Origin of the sequence: Streptomyces sp. NPDC002795 (assembly GCF_042888725.1) — a bacterium.
In the GTDB taxonomy this organism is placed as follows: Bacteria; Actinomycetota; Actinomycetes; order Streptomycetales; family Streptomycetaceae; genus Streptomyces.
Genome location: NZ_JBIAQB010000001.1, coordinates 486,516 through 508,956 on the forward strand (window position 1 = coordinate 486,516; position 22,441 = coordinate 508,956).

A 22,441-nucleotide genomic window follows, 5' to 3' on the forward strand; every position below is an offset into this window, starting at 1 on the left:
GCAACTCAGGCACCTCCCGTCGCAGTTCGTCCCCGACACGACCTTGTGGAGCGCACGTGAGAACAGGCGATCAGATCGTTCAGGATCTCCCCTGGAGATGGAACGTCCAGGGAAAGATCTTCATCATCGGAGGTCTCGGCTACCTCTTCGACGCGTACGACATCGCCCTGAACGGCTTCCTCATGCCGCTCCTGGGCCAGCACTTCGACCTGTCCCTCGGCGCACGAGGGCTCGTCGCCACCGCCAACCTGGTGGGCATGGCCGTCGGTGCCATCGCCTGGGGAGCGGTCGCGGACCGGATCGGCCGCAAGAAGGCGTTCAGTGTCACCCTGCTGATCTTCGCCCTGTTCTCGGTCCTGGGCGCACTCTCCCCCACGTACCCGGTCTTCCTGCTGCTTCGCTTCCTCGCGGGAGTCGGGCTCGGTGGCTGTATCCCCGTCGACTACGCGCTGGTGGGCGAGTTCTCGCCGCGCAAGTACCGGGGCCGGGTCCTCACCGCGCTCGACGCGTGGTGGCCGGTGGGGGTGACCCTGTGCGGGCTCGTGTGCACGGGCATGCTGTCCCTCGACGGCAACTGGCGGTGGATGCTCGCCACCATGGTGCTGCCCGCGCTGCTGCTGTTCTGGGCGCGCCGCGGCATCCCCGAGTCACCCATCTACCTGACGAAGAAGGGCCGCGAGGCCGAGGCACGGGTCGTCATCGACGACCTGGTGGCCCGCACGGGCGCGACAGTCGAGCCGTACGTGATCCCGGAGCCGGTCCCTGACGACGGTCCGCGCGGGGTGGCCGCCGCGGCCCAACAGCTGCGCAACATCTGGAAGTTCAGCCCGCGCATCACCTCGGCGGCGTGGCTGTTGTTCGCCACCATCATGCTCGTGTACTACGCGGCGCTGAGCTGGATGCCGTCGATCCTCAAGGAGGAGGGGCAGGGTGACACGGCCGCCTTCATGAGCACGACGCTGATGAGCGGCGTGGGCATCGTCGGTGTCCTCGTCTCGACGGCCCTCGTGGACCTGGTCGGCCGCAAGTGGCTGATCGGTGTCTCGGCCCCGGTCGCCTCGCTCGCCCTCGTGATCTTCGCGATCGTGCGGGACATGCCGACGGGCTCGGTCGTGACCATCGGTGTGTTCGGCTTCCTCGCCCAACTCGCCATCCCCGCCCTGTACGCGTACGTCTCCGAGCTGTACCCGACCGAGCTGCGGGCCAGCGGTTTCGGCTGGGCGTCCTCGGTCAGCCGGGCGCTCACCGGTTTCGCCCCGCTGTTCTTCGGCTCGGTGCTGTGGCCCCTGCTGGGCCTTCCGCTGACGTTCGCGGTGCTCGGCGCGGCCGTGCTCCTCGCCGTCGGCTGGATGGCCGTGGCGGCGCCGGAGACGAAGGGGCGGGAACTGGACGATCCGGCCCACGACAGCGACGGCGACCTTCCCCCGGGACAGGAAAACCAGAAAGACCAGGAGAACCATGAAACCAGCGCCCTTCGGCTACCACAGGGCTCGTGACGTCGACGGCGCCACGCGTCTCCTTGCCGAGCTCGGCGATGACGCGAAGGTCATCGCCGGCGGCCAGAGCCTGGTCGCCATGATGAACTTCCGGCTCGCACGGCCCGGACACCTGGTCGACATCGCCGGCCTGCGTGAACTCGACGGGATGCACCGCGACACCGCGGGCGCGCTGCACATCGGGGCGCTCACCACCCATCGCACGGTGGAGAGCGACCCGGAGGGTGTGCTCGGCCGCGAGTTCGCGGTGCTGCGCGAGGCCATGCGGTGGATCGGGCACCTGCCCATCCGTACGCGCGGCACGATCGGCGGCAGCATCGCGCACGCCGACGCCACCGCCGAGTGGTGTCTGCTCGCCCTCGCGCTCCGGGCGGAGTTCGTCGCACGCGGGCCACGCGGTGAACGTCGGATCGCGGCCGGAGACTTCTTCCTCGGCTACTACACGAGCGTGCTCGATCCCGACGAGCTGCTGGTCGAGGTCGTCTTCCCGCGCCCGGCCCCGCACGCCGCGCTCACCGAGTTCGCCGAGCGCCAGGGCGACTTCGCGCTGGTGGCCGCCGCCGTGGACCTCGACGTGACGGACGGTTCCGTACGCGGTGGCCGGGTGGCGCTCGGCGGGGTCGCGGCCTCGGTGGTCCGGGTGCCGGAGGCGGAGTCGGTGCTCGCGGGCGGTGGCACCTTCGCCGAGTGCGCGCAGGCGGCGTCCGAGGCTATCGAGCCCCCGTCGGACGCCTCGGGCAGCGCGCACTACCGCAAGCAGCTTGTCCGCACGCTGGTCCTGCGTGCCTGTGAGGAGGCGATGAGCCGATGACACATTCGGTGACACATTCGGCAGACACCGAGGGGCAGTTGACCGGGCGGTCGGTGGCGCGCCGTGAGGATCCGCGGCTGCTGTCCGGGCGCGGCCGGTTCGTCGACGACATCGCGCTGCCCGGCATGCTGCACGCCCAGTTCGTGCGCAGTACCGTCGCGCACGGCGAGATCGCCTCCGTCGATCTGACGGCGGTGCGTGAGGTGCCGGGCGTGGTCGCGGCCTTCACCGCCGAGGACCTGGACCTCACCGACATCACCGCCGAACTCGGCCGCCCAGCAACGGAGTTCGTTCCCACCGCCATGCCGGTGCTCGCCCGCGACCGGGTGCGTTACGTCGGCGAGCCGGTCGCGATCGTGGTAGCGCGCGACGCGTACGCCGCCGAGGACGGCCTGGAGGCGGCCAAGGTCCGCTACACGACGCTGCCCCCGGTCACCTCCGAGGCCGACGCCCTGGCGTCCGGCGCCCCGCGCGTCCACGAGGAGGCCGCGCGCAACACCTTGGTGGACGTGTCCCTGTTCGCCACGGAGGGCATCGACGAGGTCTTCGACGCCGCTTCGTGCGTCGTGCGGGTCGAGTCGCGGACCGGCCGGCAGAACGCTCTCCCCCTCGAAACACGCGGCGCTGTCGCCCATTGGGACGACCGGGAGGAGCAGCTCGTCCTCGATACGTGCACCCAGGTCCCGCACCAGGTCAGGACGGTGGCCTCGCGCTGTCTGCGCCTGGACGAGCGGGCGGTGCGGGTCGTCGTGCCCGACATGGGCGGGGGCTTCGGCCAGAAGTGTGTCGTGGGCCGCGAGGAGATCGCGGCTGCCGCCGCGGCGCTGCGCCTGCGCCGCCCGGTGAAGTGGATCGAGGACCGCAAGGACGCGCTCTCCGCCTCGTTCCTCGCCCGCGAGCAGCACTACGACGTGCGGGCCGCCTTCGACGCGGACGGGCACATCCTGGGGCTCGACGCGGACGTGGTGTGCGACATGGGCGCGTACTCCTGCTATCCGTTCACCGCCGGCATCGAGCCGCTGATGGCTTCGGCGGAGATGCCCGGTGTCTACAAGGTGCCCGCCTACCGGGTGCGCGGCCGGGCGGTCACCACCAACAAGGCGCCCACCGCTCCGTATCGCGGGGTGAGCCGCCCGCAGTACGTGATGGTGATGGAGCGTCTCTTCGAGCGCGCGGCCCGCGAGTTGGACCTGGACGCGGTGGAGATCCGCCGCCGCAACGTCATCACCGAGTTCCCGTACACGGGCATCAACAACATCACGTACGACCCGGGCTCCTACCTGGAGTCGCTCGACCTGTGCGAGCGGCTCGTCAAGGACGAGGGCTGGTACGAGAAGCAGGCCGCCGCCACGGCCGAGGGCCGCTACCTCGGCATCGGGTACTCCTGCTTCAGCGAGCGCACCGGCTACGGGTCCACGGCCTTCGCCCAGCGAAAGATGCAGGTCGTCCCCGGCTTCGACATCTCCGAGGTGCGGATGGACACCAGCGGAGCCATCACCGTCACCAGCGGCACGATGAGCCACGGGCAGAGCCACGAGACGACCCTCGCGCAGATCGCCGCCGACGAACTCGGCCTGGAATTGCGGAAGGTGAAGCTGCATCAGGGCGACACCGACCGGATCACGTACGGCTACGGGACGTTCGCCAGCCGCTCCGTCACCATCGGCGGCAGCGCGGTGCGGCTCGCCGCGGCCAAGCTCGGCGAGAAGCTGTGCCGGATCGCTGCGGCGCTCTGGGAGAGCGACCCGGGCGAGGTGGAGCTGGCGCGCGGCGGCGTGCGGCGCGCGGACGGCAGCGTCCTCACGTACGAGGAGCTGGCCGACGTCGCGTACCTGCGCGCGCACCTGCTGCCCCGTGACATCGAGCCGGGACTCAGCGCGACCGCGACCTTCGACGTGTTCAACGACGGCACCTTCTCCAACGCCACCCACGCCGTCGTCGTCGAACTCCACCAGGGCACAGGGCAGGTGGAGATCCTGCGGTACGTGTGCGTCGAGGACTGCGGTGTCGCCATCAACCCGCAGGTCGTGGAGGGGCAGTGCCGTGGTGGCATCGCCCAGGGCATCGCGGGCGCGCTCTTCGAGCAGGTGACGTACGACGCGCAGGGCGAGCCCTCGGCGACCAGCTTCATGGACTACAAGGTGCCGACCGCCCACGAGATCCCCGACGTGCTCATCCACCACCTCGAGACGCCGTGCACGTTCAACGAGACCGGCGCCAAGGGCGCGGGTGAGGGCGGCACCATCGGCGCGCCCGCCGCGGTCCTCAACGCCGTCAACGACGCGCTGCGCCCCACCGGCACGGAACTCGACAACACCCCGATCACCCCGGAGACGGTGCACCGCGCCCTGAACCTGGAGTCCTCGGACTTGGAGCCCTCCGTATGACCAGCCCCATGAACAGCTCCGACAATCTGCTGCTGCTCACCCTGGACGTCAACGGCGAGGAGCACGAGGTGATCACCGAGCCGCGCCGCACCCTCGTCGACGTGCTCCGCCACGACCTGCGCCTGACCGGCACACATGTCGGCTGCGAGCACGGCATCTGCGGGGCGTGCACGGTCCTGGTCGACGACCGGCCCGCGCGGGCGTGTCTGATGTTCGCCGCGCAGGCCGAGGGGGCGCGAATCCGTACGGTCGAGTCCCTCGCGGACCCGGCGACCGGTGAACTCAGCGATCTGCAAAGGTCGTTCACCGAACATCACGGCCTCCAGTGCGGCTTCTGCACTCCCGGTTTCCTGATGCTCGCGGACGGGTTCCTCGCCGAGCGCCCGGAGGCCACCAAGGAGGAGATCCGCGAGGTCGTGGCCGCGAACCTGTGCCGGTGCACCGGCTACCAGACCATCGTCGAGGCGATCGACTCCTGCGCCACGGCCCGCCGAGCCGGCTGCGCCAAGACCTGTACCGCAATCGAGGAGACAGCATGCAGCTGACCAACACCGTCGTCGTAGGCGCCGCTCCGGACGCGGTGTTCGCGCTCGTCAGCGACGTGGAGAAGGTGGCGTCCTGCATGCCGGGCGCGGCTCTTGAGGGCCGGGACGGCGATGCCTGGCGGGGCGCCGTGAAGGTCAAGGTCGGCCCGATCAGCGCCGCGTACGCGGGCACGGTGCGCTTCCTTGAGGTCGACGCCGAGAAGCGCCGCCTGCGCGTGCACGCCAGCGGCGCCGACACCCACGGCAACGGGGACGCCGAGGCCGAGGTGATCCTGGACATCGTCGAGGCACCGGAGGGCGCGCGCCTTGAGCTGAGCACGGATCTGCTGATCCGCGGCAAGCTGGCCCAGTTCGGCAAGGGCGCGATCGCCACGGTCTCGGACAGGATCCTCCAGCAGTTCGCGCAGAACCTGGGGAATCTGCTGCTGGATCAGGGGCCGGCCCGCGCCGCCTCCCCCGCTGCCGCGTCACAGCCGGGGGGAACCACGGCCGCCACCACCGCGCCCGCCGAACTCGACGGTCTGTCGCTCGTCGCGGGGCCTGTCCTCGCCAAGTACGGTCCGGTCGCCGCCGGTCTCGCCGTCGGTCTCTTCCAGGGCTGGATGCTCGGGAAGCTGCGAGCGCAGTCGGCCCAGTTGAAGGACCTGCGCCGAGCGGGGTGACTCGCGCGGTCACCTGCCGTACGCCGCCGCCTCCCGCGCCGTCGTCCGCAACAGCGGAAGCATGGCGTGGAGTTCCTCGCGGCCCGTGAGGACGACGGTGGCGCCGAGGGAGAGGGCGAGCTGGGGCGGCCCGCCGTCCGGGTCGGTGGCGGGGACGCACACGGCGATGGAGCGGACCCCGCGCTCGTTCTCCTCCTCGGCCTCCGCCCAACCGAGCTTTTGGACGCGGGCCAGTTCCGCGCGCAGCTCGTCCGGATCGCTGATCGTGTTGGGAGAGCTGCGGGGCAGCGGACCGGCCAGCAGGTGTTCCTGGTCGGCCTCGGGCCTGGCCGCGACGAGGGCCTTGCCCATCGAGGTGGCGTGCCAGGGGTTGCGGGTGCCCTCGTCGCTGCGCAGTTGCAGGTGCTGGCTGCCCTGGACGGAGCGGACGAGGAGGACCTGGTCGCCGTCGAGGATGCCCGCGATGACGACCAGGCCCGTGCGCTCCGCCAACTGCCGCATGGGGCCGAGGAGATGGTTGAACCCGGCCGGGGTCCGGTGGAAGCCGTGCGCCAGCTCCAGGGCGCGCAGCCCCAGGGCGTAGGTGCGTGCGGTGGGGTCGTGGACGACGAAACCCTCGTCGGCCATCCGGGCGAGCAGCCGGTGGGCACTGCTCACCGGCAGCCGCGCGGCGCGCGCGGCGGCGCTGACGCCGAGGCCCTCGGGGTGCCGGGAGAGCGTGGTCAGCAGCCTGAGCCCGCGGCCGAGCATGTCATCGCCCATGGTTCACGCCCGCCCCCACCTGTGTCTTCGTCGCCGAGTCGCTTGATTGCTCACTTGATTGGTCGCTGCCGAAGCTTACGCGGCGTGCTGTTCGCCGACCTTGGCCGCCGGTGTCTCCAGCTCCGATGGCCGTCGTACGAAGGCCATCAGCGCGGCGGAGATCAGCGTGCCGATCGCCATGACGGCGAAGGCGCCCATGTCACCCATGGAGCTGCCGCGGATCCAGCCGACGAGGTACGTGCCGACGAACGAGCCGAGCGCGCCGAAGGAGTTGACGAGGGCGATGGCCGCGCCGGAGACGTTCTTGGGCGCCTGGTCGGCGACGAGCGCGAAATACGGCCCGTAGGGCGCGTACAGACACAGTCCGGCGACGATCAGGAGCACGAACGACATCGCGAACGAGGAGTGCGCGAGGTACGAGCCGTACAGCGTGAGGGCGGCGACCACCAGCCACGGCCAGATCGCCAGACGGCGCTTTCCGCTGCGGTCGGAGAGCTGGGAGTTGACGAGCATCGCGATCGAGGCGAAGAGGTACGGGACCGCCGAGAGGAGGCCGGTGGCGCCGATGCCCTGCCCGGACGCGTCCTTGATGATCGAGGGCAGCCAGAACACGAAGCCGTACACGCCGATCGACCAGCAGAAGTACTGGGCGGCCAGGATGAGCACCGGACGCGAGGAGAGCACCTTGCGGTACTCGGCGGTGCGAGCGACGGCGACGGTCGGCTCCTTCGCCAACTCGGCGTCCAGCGCGGCCCGTTCGTTCTCGGGGAGCCATGTGGCCTCCGCCGGGTGATCCTTGATCATCTTGAGGCAGAGCAGGCCCCACAGCACCGCGGGAAGGCCCTCGATGATGAACATCTCGCGCCAACTGGTGGCCTCGATGATCAGTCCGGAGACGGCGGAGAGCCACATCACGGTGACCGGGTTGCCCAGGATCAGGAAGGTGTTGGCCCGTCCGCGCTCGCGCTGCGTGAACCAGCGGCCGAGCAGCATCACCATGGACGGCATGACGGCGCCCTCGACCACACCGAGCAGGAAGCGCACGACGACCAGCCACGTCGGGCTGTGCAGCAGCCCCTGGACGGCGGCGAGCAGTCCCCAGGCGATGGTCGAGTACGCGACGAGGCGGCGGGCGCTGCGGCGTTCGGCGTAGATGGTGCCGGGGATCTGGAAGAGGAAGTAGCCCAGGAAGAAGGAGGCGGCGACCAACGCGTCCATGCTGCTGGACATGTTGAGGTCATCGGCCATGCCGCCGGCCGAGCCGATCGAGTAGTTCGACCGGTCCAGGTACGCCAGCGAATAGGTGACGAACGCGATCGGGATCATGTGCTTGGTCCGCGTGGACGACCAGAATCCACTGCCGCGTGCGGCGCGGGACGACGTCACTGTCATCCGTCACACCTCCTGTTTCCGTGAGGGTTTTCCGAGCCACTTTTCCGTGGGGTGGAAAGTGTTCTGCGGGACGGAAAGACGTTAGGGTCGTCGCGCCGCCAGGTCAACAGCCGTGGCGGGTCCGTGAATTGCCGCGCTTCGGGCGATGCCGCCCGGAAAGAGGTGCATGTATGCCCAGCCATGACTCCACCCACATGTCCGCCCGAACCGGACCCGGTTCCGAGGCGCCGGACGTACTGGTGCCCTGGCCCGGCCTCGACCGCGCGCACGGCCCCTGGCCGGACGCGGTGCGCGTCCAGGTGTGGGACGGAGTGGCGCCGGTCGACCTCGACGCGGAGCAGCTCGCCCGGATCGGCTATTGGGTGATGCCGTACGCGACACCGGGCGCCGAGAAGCTGCTCCCCCAGCTCCCCGGACTGCGCGCCGTGCAGTCGTTGAGCGCGGGCGTGGAGAAGCTGCGGCCGCTGCTGCCCGAGGGGGTGGCGCTGCACAACGGGCGTGGGCTGCACGACGCGAGCGCCGCCGAGCACGCTCTCGCGCTGACCCTCGCCGCGCAGCGTGACCTGCCGCGCTGGGTGCGCGATCAGGACGGGGGCCGCTGGGAGCCGCACTTCACGCGCTCCCTCGCGGACTCGCGGGTGGCGATCGTGGGCTACGGGTCCATCGGCGCGGCGCTCGAACAGCGCCTGCTCGCGTGCGAGGCCACCGTCGTGCGCGTGGCCCGCCGCGCCCGCCCCGACAGCGACGTCCACCCGGTCACGGACCTGCCGGAACTGCTGCCGCAGGTGGACATCGTGGTACTCGTGCTGCCCGAGAACCCGTCCACGGTGGGCCTGTTCGGCCCGGCCGAACTCGCCGCGCTCCCCGACGACGCGCTCGTCGTCAACATCGGCCGCGGCCGCACCCTCGACCCCGACGCGCTGCTCACCGAGACCCGCACCGGCCGGCTCCGCGCGGCCCTCGACGTCACGTCCCCCGAGCCGCTCCCCTCCGACCACCCGCTGCGCGCGCTGCCGGGCGTCCTCATCACACCGCACGTGGGCGGCGGCTCGGCGACGTTCCGGCCACGCGCCGAGCGCCTGATCGTCGAGCAGGTACGACGCTGGGCGGGCGGCCAACCGCTGGCCAACGCGGTGGAGCCGACAGGGGACTGACCAGTGACACGGTGACCGACACCGGCTTCGGCACGTCTTCGACTTACCTGGTTCGACTTACCTGGTTCGACTTGCCCACCAGGAAAGTAACGCGTAGCTTTCCTCGCGTAACTTTCCTGCTGGGAAAGTAAAGCGGGGACGGGAGGGCGAGACGCGTGAGTACGCCGGTCGATGCCGAACAGGCATGGAGAGATCTTCAGCGCATTCGCGTGCCGCAGGAGCGGGTGTACGACGAGGTGGAGCGGTCCGCCGCGGCCGGCTCGGGCAGCCCCTGGGCCACGGCCGCGATCATGTGGCTGTTCCTGGCGGGCCTGGGTCTGGACCTGCCCGGATGGGGCGTGGGTCTGGTCATGGCCGCGTATGTCGCGGTGCTGGGCGGTCTCGCCGTGCGCCATCAGCGGCGCAGCCGGGTGCGGCTGCACCACACCCGGTGTACGCCGCGCATGTTCGCCACCTTTGTGGCGGGGGCGGTGGTGACCGGCGGGACGGTGCTTCTCTCCGGCCACTTGGTCGACTCGCTGGAACCGATGTCCGGGAGCCTGATCCAGGCCACGGTCTCGGCTGCGGTGTTCGTGCTGTTCGTCGGACCGACGAGCCGCTGGGCCGCCAGGTCGGCGCGTGGCCGATGAGTGTTCCCGCAGGCTTCGACGAGTTGATCCATCCCGCCACCCGGCTTTCGGTGGTGTCACTGCTCGCCGCCACCGAGTGGGCGGAGTTCTCCTTCGTCCGCGACAGTCTCTCGCTCAGCGACTCCGCGCTCTCCAAGCAGCTGCACACTCTTGAGGAGGCCGGGTATCTGGAGCTCCACAAGGAGGGCGGCGGCCGCAATCGCCGCACCCGGGTGCGGCTGACGGAGCATGGGCGCACCGCCTTCGAGGGTCATGTCTCGGCGCTCCGGGCGATCGTCGAGGGCGCCGGTTCGGCGGTACCCACACCTTCGGGGGCGCAGAGATGACCGCGGAGCACACAGCGGAGCACACAGGGGGCGCGGCAATGACGGCAGGGCACACATCCGGACGACCCGTCGTCCACGCCCGCGACATCACGATGACGTACGGCGACATCGACGTCCTGCACGGCGTGGACCTCGACATCCACCGCGGCGAGGTCTTCGCGCTGCTCGGCCCCAACGGGGCGGGGAAGACGACCACCGTCGAGATCCTGGAGGGCTTCCGGCGCCGTTCCGCGGGGGAAGTGAGCGTGCTCGACACGGACCCGGAGCGGGGCGACGACGCGTGGCGCGCGCGGATCGGCCTCGTCCTGCAGTCCTGGCGCGATCACGGACGCTGGCGGGTCGGCGAGCTGCTGAACCACTTCGCCACGTACTACCCCGACCCGCGCGACCCGGCCGAGCTGCTGGCCCTCGTGGGACTCACCGACCAGGCCGACCGGCAGGTGGCCCGTCTTTCGGGCGGACAGCGACGGCGCCTCGACGTGGCGCTCGGCATCGTCGGCCGCCCCGAACTCCTCTTCCTGGACGAGCCGACCACCGGTTTCGACCCGGAGGCGCGGTACGAGTTCCACGCCCTGGTCGAGCGTCTGGCCAGGGACGACGGTGTCACCATCCTGCTCACGACCCACGACCTGGTGGAGGCAGAGCGGCTCGCCGACCGGATCGCCATGCTGGTCGGCGGCCGGATCCGGGCCTGCGGCACACCCGCGGAACTGGCCCGGCGGGCCGCCGCACGCGCCGAGGTCCGCTGGACGTCCGAGGACGGGACGCCCCGCCGCGAGCGCACCGCGGACCCCTCGCAGCTCGTCTGGGATCTGCACCGGCAGGCGCCGGGACCGATCGCCGACCTGGAGGTCCTGCGGCCGACGCTGGAGGACACGTATCTGCACATGGTGAACCTGGCGGCCGACGGCACGGACATGACCCCTGAGTCGGAGGATGACACGGACAAGGGCAAGGACGAGGAGGCACGGGTCGCATGAGGACGACACCCATGACGAACGGCTGGCGTGCCGGGATCCAGCGCGGCGGCATCGAGCTGCGGCACCTCGTGCGCAACGGCAAGGAGATGTCCGGCCACCTGACCAACGTGGTCGTCGCGCTGCTCATCGCCGGGTACATCAGCAGTGACGTGCCGGGCACGCGGACACCGATGGCCCACCTGGTGGTGGCGGGCTTCGCCGCGTACCTCCTCTTCCAGGTCGGTCTTGTCACGCTCCCGCAGATCCTCGTGACCGAACGGGAGGAGGGCGCCCTGCTGCGGCTGCGCGCCACGCCAGGCGGGATTCCCGCCTACCTGGTCGCCAAGTGCCTGCTGATCGTGGTCGTTTCGGTCGCCACCCTTGCCCTGCTGCTGGCGGCCGCCGCGCTGCTGGCCGACGGTCCCGTGCCGCAGGGGCCGGCCGGCTGGCTGACGCTGGTGTGGGTCACGACGCTGGGGCTGCTGGCCGTCGTGCCGCTCGGCGCCGCCATCGGCGCGGTGCTGCCCAATCCGCGTGAGGCACTGGCCCTGATCATGCTGCCGGTGATGGGACTCCTTGTCACGTCCGGGGCGGTGTTCCCGATCACGGTGCTGCCCGTTCCGGTGCAGCAGGTGGCGTCGGTCTTCCCGCTCAAGTGGATGGCGCAGGGCCTGCGTTCGGCGCTGCTGCCGGATGCGGCACGGGCCGCCGAGCCCGCGGGTTCCTGGGAACTTCCCCTGGTCGCCCTGGTCCTGACCACCTGGGCCGTCCTCGGCTTCCTCCTCGCGATCCCCCTGCTGCGCCGCGCCGCCCGCCGCGAATCCGGGTCCCGGTTGACGGAGCGGCACCGCAAGGCGGCGCTGCAGAGCTGAAGCGGTCACCCCGCCTGAGCGAGTGCCACCGTCCGTCCGCCGAGCGCCGCGGAGAAGCGGTCCGTGACCTCGGCGAGTGCCTCGGCGGACGCGTCGGCGACGACCAGTTCCCCGTCCTCGCCGACCGTGACGTCCCGGTCGAGGGTGAACCAGCCGGGGAGGATGTGGTGGGGGCCCATCGAGTTCAGGACGGGGCGCAGGGCGTAGTCGAGCGCCAGGACGTGGGCCGTCGTGCCGCCCGTCGCCAGGGGCAGCACGGTCTTTCCGGCGAGGGCGTACTGCGGGAGCAGGTCCAGGAGCGACTTCAGCAGGCCCGAGTAGGCGGCCTTGTAGACGGGTGTGCCGATGACGATGCCGTCCGCCCGCTGGAACCGGGCGACGGCCTCGACGATGGCCGGGTGCCCGAACTCCGCGCCCAGCAGCGCGTCGGCCGGCAGGGTGCGTACCTGCAACGAGGTCACGTCGTGTCCCTGGCCGCGCAGTCGTTCGTCGAGATGTTCCAGGAGTCGCGCGGTGCGGGACGTGGCGGAGGGACTGCCGGACACGGAAAGGATGGTGGCCATGGTGGGGCCTTTCGTGAGAGGTGAGGGGCGGGAGAGGGCGGGTGGTCACGGTCGCCGCTGGGCGGCGGTGTTCACCACGCGCTCGACACGACCGTGACCGCGGGCGTCAGGCCTTCGCGCAGCGCTTCGAGGAAACCCACCACCTCCGCGGCCACCGAGCGGTGCTGCTTGTCGTTGAGTACGTCGTGGTGGGCGCCTTGGACCACCGCCAGGCGGGCGGACGCCAGCTTCTGGGCCGTGAGCGCGAGGGCGTCGCGGTCCGCCAGCGGGTCGGCGTCGCCGACCAGGAGCAGCTGCGGGAGGTCCGCCGCGCTGCCGTGGGCCAGCTCCAACACCGGTTCCGGAACAGGTGTGTTGAGCTCCCCGCGGCGTACGAGGGTGTCGTCCGTGAGCACGCCACGGTGTGTGGGGCACGAGGTGCGGACGTCGAGTTCCTCGTCCCACGCCTCGGTGGTGGCGGCCGCCCGGCCCGGCAGTCCCGCCAGGATCACGGCGTCCGCGCGCAGCCTGCGCGCTCGTCCCGGGTCCGCGACGAGGGCGGCGACCGCGGCGGCGCCGCTGTCGGCGCCCACCAGGACCAGCGGGGCGACCGCGGTGCCCCCGGGCTCGGAAGCCGTTCCTCCGGCCGCTTCGGCGAGCTGCTCGACCAGGGTGTCGAGGGCAGTGTCGAGGGAGTCGCCGCTCAGGTCCGGGGTGTCCACGACCCGTACGCGGTAGGCGTCCGCGGCGAGGCGCCTGCCGAACCGCTCGTACACGGCACGTGTCTCGCCGCGGCCGGGCACCACGATGACGGTGCCGCGGGTGAGCAGGCCCTCGGGGGCGAGGTGGTCGGTGTACTGGCTGCTCATCGCAGGGCTCCAAGGGGGGCGGTCTCGGGGACGGTCTCGGTGGTGTGGCGGTTGGCCGGGATCGGCAGGCCGAGGTGGCCGCGCAGGGTGTCGGCCTCGTACGCGGTGCGGAACAGGTCGCGCTTCTGGAGGATCGGGACGACGCCGTCGACGAAGAGCTCCAGTTCCTCCTCGGTGCGGAAGGCGAGGTTGATGCCGTCGAAGGCGCCGGCGTCGAACCACTCCTGGATCCTGTCGGCGACCGTCTCAGGCGCTCCGACGAACGGCGAGCGGCGGAACTCGGCCAGGGACTGGGCGACTTGGCGCAGGGTGAGGTTCTCGGTCCGTGCCCGTTCGATGATTTTGGCCGCCCCTGTCCTGCCGCCCTTCTCGGCGAGGTGGGCGACGTCGGGGAAGGGGGCGTCGAGGTCGTGGACGCTGAAGTCGTACGCGCCGAAGGAGCGGCCGAGCAGGGCGAGGTGGCGGTCGAACTCGTTGTCCTCCTCGAAGATCTCGCGCTCGCGGCGGCGGGCGGCCTCGTCGGTGGCGGCGACGACCGGGCCGCCGTGGATGAAGATCTTGATGTGTTCGGGGTCGCGGCCGTGGGCGGCGGTGCGGCGCTTGATGTCGGCGTAGTACTCCTGGGCCTGCTGGAGGGAGCCGCCGGGTGCGTAGATACCCTCGGCGACGCGGGCGGCCAGGTCGCGGCCTTCCTCGGAGACACCTGCCTGGAAGATGACCGGCTGGCCCTGCGGGGAGCGCGACAGGTTGAGCGGTCCCGCGACCCTGAAGTGCTCGCCCACATGGTTCAGTTCGTGCAGCTTGGCCGGGTCGAGGAACACGTTGCGTTCGACGTCGGCGGGGAAGGCGTCGTCCTCGTACGAGTCCCACAGGCCGCGGGCGACCTCGACGCATTCGAGGGCCCTGCCGTAGCGGGTGGTGTAGTCGAGGTGTTCCTCGAATCCGTAGTTGCGCGAGGTGCCGGTGTCGAAGCTCGTGACGACGTTCCAGCCGGCCCGGCCGCCGCTGATGTGGTCGAGGGACGCGAAGCGGCGGGCCAGGTTGAACGGCGAGTTGTACGTCGAGCTGGCCGTGCCCACGAGGCCGAGGTGGCGGGTGTGTGTGGCCACGGCGGAGAGCAGGGTGAGGGGTTCGAGCCGGTTGAGGTAGTGGGAGGGGTAGGTGGCGTTGATGAACTGACTGTCGACGACGAACAGGGCGTCGAACAGGGCGTGTTCGGCGGCCTGGGCCTGTCGTATGTAGTAGTTGATGTCGGTGCTGGCGTTGTTGGCGACGCGCGGGTCCTTCCACAGGCCGTGCTGGCCGGGGCCGCCGACGCCGTAGGGGTGCAGCGCGAGGTGGATCTTCTTGCGGGGCATGGGTGTGCCTCTCTGTGGTGGCGGGCGACGGGTGGCTCAGGCGGGCAGAAGGGCGCGCAGTGCCTCGCGTTCGGCCCGGTCGGCGGGGGCGCCGTGCAGGGTGGGTGCGGAGCCGAGCAGGAGGCGCGTGTAGGGGTGTTGCGGTTCGTTGACGACGGTGTCCGTCGCGCTGATCTCGACGAGTTCACCGCGGTACAGGACGGCGACGCGGTCGGCGGCGCCCGCGACGGAGCCCAGGTCGTGGGAGATGAACACCAGCGCCGTGCCGTCCGCCCGCAGTTCCTTGAGGATCTCCAGGATCTGGACGCGGTTGGCGGAGTCGAGGGCGCTGACTGGTTCGTCGAGGATGACCAGGCGGGGGTGTGTCACCAACGCCCTTGCCACGGCGACGCGTTGGCGCTGTCCGCCGGAGAGCTCGCCGGGCAGTCGGCCCAGCAACTCCTCGCTCAGCCTTACCCGTTCGAGGTACGCGCGGATCCGCTCGGCCGCCTCGGCGCGCGGCACGCCGCCGACCCGCAGTGGCTCACTGAGGGACTCCTCGATGGTCAGGTCCGGGTCGAGGCTGCGCAGCGGGTCCTGGAAGACGTACTGGATGACGCCTCGGCGGCGCAGGCCGCGCCATTGGCGGCGGCTGTGGGAGGTGACGTCCTCTCCCCCGACGGTGATCGTGCCGGATGTGGTGGGGACGAGGCCGAGGACGGCGCGGGCGAGCGTGGACTTTCCCGATCCTGTCTCGCCGATGAGCCCGAGCGTCTCGCCGGGCGCGACGTTGAGCGAGACTCCGCGCAGGGCTTGTCGGCGGCGCCTGCGGGGGCCGTAGTGGACGTCGAGCGAGGCGATGTCGAGGACCGAACTCGCCGACTGCGTACGGTCGTTGTCACTCATGCGTCCCCCTTGGCGGAAGCGGTCGACGTCGCCGTGCGGAACCGTTCGAGGCCGTACAGCTCGTGTTCGGCGATGAGCAGCCGGGTGTACTCGTGCCGCGGGGCGTGCAACACCTCGCTCTTCGGACCCTGTTCGACGACGGTGCCCTCCTTCATGACCAGCACCTCGTCGCACAGCTGGGCCACCACGGCGAGGTCGTGGGAGACGACGACGAGGGCCAGGCCCGCCCGGTCGCGCAGGTCAGCGAGGAGGTCGAGGATCTCCGCCTGGACCGTGACGTCGAGCGCTGTCGTGGCCTCGTCGGCGATGAGGACGCGGGGCTCCGCGGCGATGGCGGTGGCGATCAGGACGCGTTGGAGCATGCCGCCGGAGAGTTCGTGGGGGTACTGGTCGTAGCTGAGTTCGGGGTCGCGCAGGTGCACGGTGCGGAGCAGCTCGGTCGCCTTCGCCCGTGCCTCGCGCCTGTTCAGGCCCTTCTTCACGCGGAGCACCTCGGCGAGCTGTGCGCCGACGCGGATCGAGGGATTGAGGTAGGAGGCCGGGTCCTGGAAGACGGCGGCGATGGTGGTGCCGCGCAGCCGGGTCCACTGTTTCGGGGTCAGGGTGGCGGTGTCGGTGCCGTCGAGTGCGACGTGGCCGCCGGTGATCTCGACGTTCGGTGGCAGGATGCCGAGCGCCGCCCGGCAGGTGAGGGTCTTTCCGCTGCCGGACTCGCCGACGACGCCGATCGTCGTGCCGGGCCTGAGGTCGAAGCTGACGCCGTGCACGATCTCCCGGCCGGTGGCAGTGTCGGCGATGTGTACGTCACGCAGGGACAGCACGGGTTCGGCCCGGATGTCGTCGTCGTGGTGCTGCTCGCGGGCGAGAGCGGTGGGCGCTGTGGTCATGTCGTACCTCCGGCGGGGGCGGTCTCGTCGAGGCGGTTCCGGCCGGCGCCGGCGGGGGCCGGGCCGCTCGCGGTCGTGCCGGACACGTCGCGGATCGCGTCGGCGAGCAGGTTCGCGGCCCAGACGGTCGCCATGATCAGGAGGGCGGGCGGGAGCGGCGCCCAGGGCTGCTGGCCGAGGTAGCCGAGGTCGGAGGCGAGCAGCCCGCCCCAGGTGGGTTCGGGCGGCTGGACGCCGATGCCGAGGAACGTCAGGCTGGACACGATCACGAAGCCGGTGCCGATGGTCTGCGCGAGGGCGACCGCGAGCGGCGGCAGCACCTTCGCCCAGACATGGCGTCGCACGATCCAGCCGATAGAGGCCCCGGAGATCAACGCGGCTTCTACGTACGGGGATCGGGCCACCGCCAGCGTAGCGGCGCGGGACACCCGGTAGAACAGCGGAGACACCAGCACACCGGTCACGAGCATCGCCTGGGTGATGCCGTTGCCGAGCAGTGCGATCACCGCGACAGCGAAGAGCAGGAACGGCAGCGCGACGAGGGTGTCGGCGAGGCGCAGCGTCAGCCACTCGAAGACCCGGCCGAGGTACACCGACAGGATGCCGGGTATCGACCCCACGACCAGTGCGGTCAGGGCGACTTCGAGCGAGCCGAGGACGCTGACACGGGATCCGTCGAGGAGTCGGCTGAGTACGTCGCGGCCGAGGTAGTCGGTGCCCAGCCAGTGCTCCCCCGAGGCGGCGGCGAGGGTGTCACCGCTCGTCGCGAGGGGGCTCCGCGGGGCGAGCAGCGGGCCGAACACCGCCAGCAGGGCGACGACGGCGAGGATGACGACGGCGGTGCGGCCCGTGGTGAGGGCGAGTACGCGGCGGGTCATGGACGGTCACACCCCCCGCTGGGCGGCCGGCGTCACGCGCGCCAGGACCAGGTTGACGATCAGGTTGAAGCCGACGACGAGGACGATCGACACCACGAGCACTCCTTGTACGGCGGGTACGTCGCCGGCCTGCGCGGCGTCGTTGGCGAACCGGCCGAAACCCTGGAGGCCGAAGATCCATTCGGTGACGACCGAGGCGCCCACGAGGGCGGGGAACTTCAGGCCGAGCGTCGCGAGCGTCGGGCCGAGGGCGTTGCGCAGGACGTGTCCGAGGAAGATCCGCCGGGGGCTCAGGCCCCGGACCACGGCCCCGGTGACGTAGTTCTCGCGGGCGGCGGCGATCAGGCTGGTGCGCAGTTGGCGGGCCACGTCGGCGACGACGTCGCAGCTGAGCGCGAGGGCGGGCAGCAGGATGTGCAGGGACCACGGTCCGAATCCCTGCGCCGGCGGTACGTATCCGGCGGAAGGGAACCAGCCGAGGCCGACAGCGAACACGGTGACCAGGACGATGCCGACGACGAACGCCGGCATCACCGAGATCACGGTGACGAAGCCGGTGACCGCCCGGTCGATCCAGGTGGTGCGGCGCAGCGCGGCCACCGTGCCGAGGAGGAAGCCGAGGACCACGCCGATGACGAGCGCGGCGCCCGCCACGGACAGGCTCACGCCGAGGCCGGTCCCGATGAGGGTGGAGATGTCGGAGCCGTTGGTCCAGCTGGTGCCCAACTGTCCGTGCAGGATGCCGTTGAACCAGTCGCCGTACTGGGCGAGGAAGGGCCGGTCGAGTCCCCACTGGGCCTCGACGCGTGCGATGGCCTCCGGGGTCGCCTTCTCCCCCAACTGGATGCGGGCCGGGCTGAGTCCGCTCATCTGACGCAGCGCGAACGTCACGAACGTCGCCACCACGAAGACCGGGATGAAGATCGCCACGGAGCGTCCGACGGTGGCCAGGACGCGGCCCAGGATGTGCGCGGTCCTCTTGTGCGTGTGGGCTTCTTTGCGCGGGTGAGCTTCTTTGCGCGTGTCAGGCATGCCGCTCACGCCCCGGGCTTGATGGTGACGCCGGTCCAGTCGATGTGGGCCGGGTTCTTCGGGAGGCCGGAGACCGTCTTGCTCTTGGCGATGAGGTTCGGCTGCGAGTACGTGAAGACGAGCGCCTTGCTGTGCAGCCCTGCGCGGGTCGCGGCCCGCAGGACCTTCGGGTAGTCCGGGTCGTCGATGCGGGTCTCGCGGACCTTCGCGATGGCGTCCGCGAAGCCCTTCGGCTCGTACGGGGTGCTGAGGTTGAGCGGTCCGTCGGGGCCGAAGTGCGCGGTGAGGGTCTGCGCTGCGGAGTCGCGTCCGGTCGTCGAGTACAGGGAGAACGTCAGGTCCTTGGCGAAGAACGGTGTCGCCCAGTTCTTGTCAATCTTGATGTCGACCCTGATGCCGACCTTCGCGAGCTGCGACTGGACGATCTCTGCCTCGGGCTGTTCCTCCGGGATGACGAGGTCGAGCTTGATGTCACCTGCTTCGTAGCCGGCCTGGGCGAGCAGCTTCTTCGACTTCGCCGGGTCGTACGGGTAGGCGTCGGCCGACGTGGGGTCATAGGCCGTGTATCCCTTGGGGAACGGCTGGTCGGTCTCCTCCCCGTAGCCGAAGGTCAGCTTGTCCACGAACTCCTTGCGGTCGACCGCGTGGCGGACCGCGTCGACGACCTTGTCGTTGTCGAACGGCTTCTTGTTGACGTTGAGGCTGATGTTGGAGGCGTTGAAGCCGGGCTGTACGAAGACGTCGAGTCCGGCCTTCTTTGCGGCGTCGGCCTGGCTGGGTTCGATGTCGGCGAAGTTGTAGACGCCGGTCTGCAGGCCGGAGACGACGGTGGAGGTGTCGGGCGCCGAGGTCAGTTCGACCTGGTCGATGTGGATGTTCTTGGCGTCCCAGTACGTCGGGTTCTTCTTCAGGACGGCCTTGGTGCCGGGGATGAGCTGGGTGACGGTGAACGGTCCGGCGCCGACGGGCCGCTGGTCGAGCTTCCCGGGCGACCCGGCCGCCTTGGGGCTGGCTATCTGGAGGACGCGCTGTCCGAGCAACTGCGGTATCTGGTAGTCGACTTGTGTGAGGTCGACGATCGCGTCGAGCCCCTTCGCCCGCACCGATTCGATCGATGTGAGGTCACCGAACAGCGCGGAGTTCTTCTGCTTCTTGGCCCGCTCGATCGCGGCCTTGACCGCGGCCCCGTCGACGGGTTCGCCGTCGCTGAACTTCTGTCCCGGGCGCAGGTGGAAGGTGATCTGGTCGCCGCGCTTGTTGTAGTCCCAGCTCTTGGCGAGGTCGGGGACGGCGTCGCCCTTCTCGTCGGTGCGGGTCAACGAGGCGTAGACCATGGAGAGTTCACGGAACTGGGCGCCGCTGCCGCCGACCACCGGGTCCCAGTGGGTCGGGAAGTAGGTGGACGTCCACTTCAAGGTGGAGCCCCCGGCTGCCGCCGAGGCGCCGTCGCCACCGCATCCGCTGAGGGTGGAGACGAGGAGGAGGGCGGCCCCGGCGGCCGGGGCGGCGGCCTTCAGGTGTCGTCGGCGCGTTCTGGGCATGGGGCGTCCGGGCATGAGTGTCTCTCTGCGACGGCTCCCGCGCATCGAGGGCAGCGCGAAGGAGCGAAGGACAAGGCACGCGCGGCCACCACCCCGCGGAATGCGTGTGGGCACACCGGTGGGCAGGGCGGAACGCGGTGAAGGAAGGCATGACGGAAGAGGGGCTCGATGAGCCGGCCGTCAGGAAGCAGCGTCCGGGACGTCCTGGGCTCCCGGGGAGATCCGGGGAGAAGGTTCAGGCACGCGGGGAGCTACGTGGAGAGGAAGGTGTTCAGCGACAGAGTGCGCTACACGTGCGCCGCAGGTCCACGTAGCGGCACACCACGCCGGGGTGCGTCGTCAGCATGCTGCACATCCTGACCTGCCCGGCCCCCGGCTGTCAATGGACACCAATTGGTGTCTCATCACGCGGGACACCTCGATGTCGCTGGTCAACGCGGTGTCAGCGAACCGGAGTTGTCGCGGCCCGCGTCGCCGGATGCACCTCGGCCTCGCCGGGACAGAGCCACAGCGGCCCGTTCGCGGTGTCCGCACGGACCGCGTCCGGGGGCGGCCACGGCCCGCAGGCCAGGGCCGTCCGCTCGGGTTCGGTCAGGGTGCGGTGGCGGCGCAGCGCCTCACCGGCGGGCAGCGGCCGCACCGGCTCCGTGAGGCCGGGGCTCAACTCCTCCACGGCCGCGAGGTACTCGTGATACGGCCGCCATCCCGGCACCGCCCGATGCCCTACCTCCCCTCGCAACAGCACGGTGGGCAGGGCGTACCGCAACCCCGTCCCGTCGTCCGTCTCCTTGGCCGCACCGGGATGCGGCGAGTCACCGGACGGCGGCGCAAGCACCTCGGCCACCGGCCGCCGGGCCTCGGCGCGGTCCGCAAGGACCTTCTCCCGTACGGTTCCTGACAAGGCGTCACCGTACAGCCGGACGAGGTCGAGCCCGGGGATGTCACGTACGGCGCTCAGGGCGAGGTCGAGTGTGTCGGCGGGCTCCCCCAGGACGAACACCGTCTCGCGCAAGCGGCGCAGCGCCCGCGCGGCGACCTCCTCCCCCTGGGCCTCCGCCGCCTTCGCCACCAGGGACGCGGGCCAGGAGCTCGCCGCGACCCGGCTCAGCCGGGCGGCGTACGGGGCCCGGGTGTGCACGCCGATCTCCTCGATGTAGCGCGCGTACCAGGCGGTCTCCGCGGCCGGGTCGGGGGCCGGGTCATCGTCGTCGTCGAAGAGGACGCAGTACACGCGGCGCCAGCGGGCCCGCCCCTCCAGCGCCTGCCGCAGCCGGCGGAAGGTCGGCTCCGATCCCCAGGCCCAGGGGCACAACGGGTCGGTGTACTCGACGACTTCGAGCCGCGGAGCCGCCGGATCGCCGCTCACGCGGCGCCCTGCGCGGCGACGGGCTCCGCCCCGCCTTCAGCCTCGGCCAGGAGCGCCGCCACGGTCACCCCGCCGAGCACGGCGGCGGCGTCCGCCTCGATCCGCCGCCACACCTCCGGCAACCCGCGCGCCGCGCCGGCGTAGCCGAGCCCGGACAGTGGTTCGCCGCGCAGGGTGATCAGCTCGCCGTCGACGGCGCGGGTGACGTCGAGCAGCGTGATGGCGTCGGCCGGCACACCGAGCCAGTACCCGCCCACGCAGCCGCGCTGGCTGCGCACGAGCCCGGCCCTGCGCAGCTCGCCCACCACCGATTTGAGGAACCGGAACGGGATCCCCTGGGCGTCGGCGATGGCCTCGCAGGTGAGCGGCTGTTCGGGGGCGCGGGCAAGCTCCAGGAGCGCGCGCGTGGCGTAGTCCGCCTTCGCGGAGATATGCATGGCCACATGATGCCCGAAGACATCGGCGGGGCAAGGTCCGCGTACCCCTCTCTCCGAACATTGCGGGAACATTGCCGCAGGTGAGAGCCAATGGACACCTCTTGACATCTTTTCTGTCTCCGCTCTAGCGTCGCCACCATGACCGAGCCGTTGACGACACCCGGTGAGGGCTTCCACCCCCATCTCCACGACACCCCGAACTCCCCGTCCGTTCCCCTGCGTTCGCGGCTGCACCACATCCGCGCCGACGCCTTGGACGGTGACACCGCACAGAGCGGCGGCATGCGGCGCTTCGCCGCGGTGAGCGGGAACACGGTGGGGTCGGAGAAGCTGTGGATGGGCCAGACCCATGTCGCGCCGTCGACCGCGTCCTCCGATCACCACCACGGCGAGTCCGAGACCGCGATCTACGTGGTGAGCGGGCACCCGGAGTTCGTGTTCCTCGACGACTCGGGCACGCGCGAGGAGGAGGTCAGGCTGCGCACCTCACCCGGCGACTACATCTTCGTCCCGCCCTACGTTCCGCACCGCGAGGAGAACCCGGACCCCTCGGACGAGGCGGTGGTCGTCATCGCCCGCAGTACGCAGGAGGCCATCGTGGTCAACCTGCCGAAGCTGTACGCGCTTTCGGATCCGGACGACGCGTAGCCG

At 70.7% G+C, this 22,441-nt stretch carries 23 protein-coding genes; 11 read left to right on the forward strand and 12 right to left on the reverse strand.

Translation table 11 applies throughout. The features are described 5' to 3' along the window. The first annotated feature begins 56 nt into the window (after nt 1-56). Genes ACFYWS_RS02100 through ACFYWS_RS02120 form a run of 5 tightly spaced genes read left to right on the forward strand, consistent with a single transcriptional unit; the run spans nt 57 to nt 5,901 of the window. Nucleotides 57-1,496: an MFS transporter gene (locus ACFYWS_RS02100; RefSeq protein WP_389268512.1), complete on the forward strand. Its 1,440-nt coding sequence runs from the start codon at nt 57-59 to the stop codon at nt 1,494-1,496. Next, entirely contained in the window at nt 1,459-2,307 is an 849-nt protein-coding gene (locus ACFYWS_RS02105; protein WP_389268514.1) for an FAD binding domain-containing protein, read from the forward strand. Before ACFYWS_RS02100 ends, ACFYWS_RS02105 begins: the two co-directional genes overlap by 38 nt. Further along, entirely contained in the window at nt 2,304-4,694 is a 2,391-nt protein-coding gene (locus tag ACFYWS_RS02110) for a xanthine dehydrogenase family protein molybdopterin-binding subunit (protein WP_389268516.1), read from the forward strand. Before ACFYWS_RS02105 ends, ACFYWS_RS02110 begins: the two co-directional genes overlap by 4 nt. Further along, a complete protein-coding gene (locus ACFYWS_RS02115) occupies nt 4,691-5,239 on the forward strand; it encodes a (2Fe-2S)-binding protein (RefSeq protein WP_389268518.1) in 549 nt (182 codons plus the stop codon). The genes ACFYWS_RS02110 and ACFYWS_RS02115 overlap by 4 nt, the downstream gene beginning before the upstream one ends. After that, nucleotides 5,230-5,901, forward strand: a complete 672-nt coding sequence (locus tag ACFYWS_RS02120; protein WP_389268520.1) for an SRPBCC family protein — start codon at nt 5,230-5,232, stop codon at nt 5,899-5,901. Before ACFYWS_RS02115 ends, ACFYWS_RS02120 begins: the two co-directional genes overlap by 10 nt. A gap of 9 nt (nt 5,902-5,910) precedes the next feature. On the opposite strand, the gene ACFYWS_RS02125 is transcribed toward ACFYWS_RS02120, so the two are convergent. Beyond that, complete coding sequence (locus ACFYWS_RS02125; protein ID WP_389268522.1) at nt 5,911-6,663, reverse strand: IclR family transcriptional regulator; 753 nt, start codon at nt 6,661-6,663, stop codon at nt 5,911-5,913. A 75-nt stretch (nt 6,664-6,738) separates the two neighbouring features. Beyond that, on the reverse strand, nt 6,739-8,055 hold the full coding sequence (locus ACFYWS_RS02130) for an MFS transporter (protein WP_389268524.1): 1,317 nt from the start codon (nt 8,053-8,055) through the stop codon (nt 6,739-6,741). Nucleotides 8,056-8,225: 170 nt separating this feature from the next. On the opposite strand from ACFYWS_RS02130, the gene ACFYWS_RS02135 reads away from it, so the two are divergent. From ACFYWS_RS02135 to ACFYWS_RS02155, 5 genes are all read left to right on the forward strand, one after another. Next, nucleotides 8,226-9,209 (forward strand): 2-hydroxyacid dehydrogenase, encoded by a 984-nt coding sequence (locus ACFYWS_RS02135; RefSeq protein ID WP_389268526.1) that lies wholly within the window; start codon nt 8,226-8,228, stop codon nt 9,207-9,209. A 155-nt stretch (nt 9,210-9,364) separates the two neighbouring features. Further along, on the forward strand, nt 9,365-9,838 hold the full coding sequence (locus ACFYWS_RS02140) for a hypothetical protein (RefSeq protein ID WP_389268528.1): 474 nt from the start codon (nt 9,365-9,367) through the stop codon (nt 9,836-9,838). Beyond that, nucleotides 9,835-10,164, forward strand: coding sequence for a transcriptional regulator (locus ACFYWS_RS02145; protein ID WP_389268530.1), 330 nt, complete (start codon nt 9,835-9,837; stop codon nt 10,162-10,164). The genes ACFYWS_RS02140 and ACFYWS_RS02145 overlap by 4 nt, the downstream gene beginning before the upstream one ends. Before the next feature lie 38 nt (nt 10,165-10,202). After that, nucleotides 10,203-11,144, forward strand: coding sequence for an ABC transporter ATP-binding protein (locus tag ACFYWS_RS02150; protein WP_389268532.1), 942 nt, complete (start codon nt 10,203-10,205; stop codon nt 11,142-11,144). 11 nt (nt 11,145-11,155) lie between these two features. After that, nucleotides 11,156-11,995: an ABC transporter permease gene (locus tag ACFYWS_RS02155; RefSeq protein ID WP_389269453.1), complete on the forward strand. Its 840-nt coding sequence runs from the start codon at nt 11,156-11,158 to the stop codon at nt 11,993-11,995. 5 nt (nt 11,996-12,000) lie between these two features. On the opposite strand, the gene ssuE is transcribed toward ACFYWS_RS02155, so the two are convergent. The 10 genes from ssuE to ACFYWS_RS02205 form a co-directional block, all read right to left on the reverse strand. Next, nucleotides 12,001-12,558, reverse strand: a complete 558-nt coding sequence (gene ssuE, locus ACFYWS_RS02160; protein WP_389268534.1) for an NADPH-dependent FMN reductase — start codon at nt 12,556-12,558, stop codon at nt 12,001-12,003. A gap of 71 nt (nt 12,559-12,629) precedes the next feature. Continuing rightward, nucleotides 12,630-13,406: an alpha/beta hydrolase gene (locus ACFYWS_RS02165; RefSeq protein ID WP_389268536.1), complete on the reverse strand. Its 777-nt coding sequence runs from the start codon at nt 13,404-13,406 to the stop codon at nt 12,630-12,632. Then, on the reverse strand, nt 13,403-14,764 hold the full coding sequence (locus ACFYWS_RS02170) for an LLM class flavin-dependent oxidoreductase (protein ID WP_389268538.1): 1,362 nt from the start codon (nt 14,762-14,764) through the stop codon (nt 13,403-13,405). The genes ACFYWS_RS02165 and ACFYWS_RS02170 overlap by 4 nt, the downstream gene beginning before the upstream one ends. 36 nt (nt 14,765-14,800) lie before the next feature. Further along, nucleotides 14,801-15,649: an ABC transporter ATP-binding protein gene (locus tag ACFYWS_RS02175; RefSeq protein WP_389268540.1), complete on the reverse strand. Its 849-nt coding sequence runs from the start codon at nt 15,647-15,649 to the stop codon at nt 14,801-14,803. After that, nucleotides 15,646-16,536 (reverse strand): ABC transporter ATP-binding protein, encoded by an 891-nt coding sequence (locus ACFYWS_RS02180; protein WP_389268542.1) that lies wholly within the window; start codon nt 16,534-16,536, stop codon nt 15,646-15,648. The genes ACFYWS_RS02175 and ACFYWS_RS02180 overlap by 4 nt, the downstream gene beginning before the upstream one ends. Then, complete coding sequence (locus ACFYWS_RS02185) at nt 16,533-17,414, reverse strand: ABC transporter permease (protein ID WP_389268544.1); 882 nt, start codon at nt 17,412-17,414, stop codon at nt 16,533-16,535. Before ACFYWS_RS02185 ends, ACFYWS_RS02180 begins: the two co-directional genes overlap by 4 nt. Nucleotides 17,415-17,420: 6 nt before the next feature. Next, nucleotides 17,421-18,446 (reverse strand): ABC transporter permease, encoded by a 1,026-nt coding sequence (locus tag ACFYWS_RS02190; RefSeq protein WP_389268546.1) that lies wholly within the window; start codon nt 18,444-18,446, stop codon nt 17,421-17,423. Nucleotides 18,447-18,451: 5 nt separating this feature from the next. Further along, on the reverse strand, nt 18,452-19,987 hold the full coding sequence (locus ACFYWS_RS02195; RefSeq protein ID WP_389268548.1) for an ABC transporter substrate-binding protein: 1,536 nt from the start codon (nt 19,985-19,987) through the stop codon (nt 18,452-18,454). A gap of 442 nt (nt 19,988-20,429) precedes the next feature. Then, nucleotides 20,430-21,353 (reverse strand): DsbA family protein, encoded by a 924-nt coding sequence (locus ACFYWS_RS02200; protein WP_389268550.1) that lies wholly within the window; start codon nt 21,351-21,353, stop codon nt 20,430-20,432. Next, entirely contained in the window at nt 21,350-21,790 is a 441-nt protein-coding gene (locus tag ACFYWS_RS02205; protein WP_389268552.1) for an RrF2 family transcriptional regulator, read from the reverse strand. Before ACFYWS_RS02205 ends, ACFYWS_RS02200 begins: the two co-directional genes overlap by 4 nt. 138 nt (nt 21,791-21,928) lie before the next feature. Between ACFYWS_RS02205 and ACFYWS_RS02210 the strand changes: the two genes are divergently transcribed. Continuing rightward, nucleotides 21,929-22,438, forward strand: coding sequence for a cupin domain-containing protein (locus ACFYWS_RS02210; protein WP_389268554.1), 510 nt, complete (start codon nt 21,929-21,931; stop codon nt 22,436-22,438). Nucleotides 22,439-22,441 lie beyond the last annotated feature (3 nt).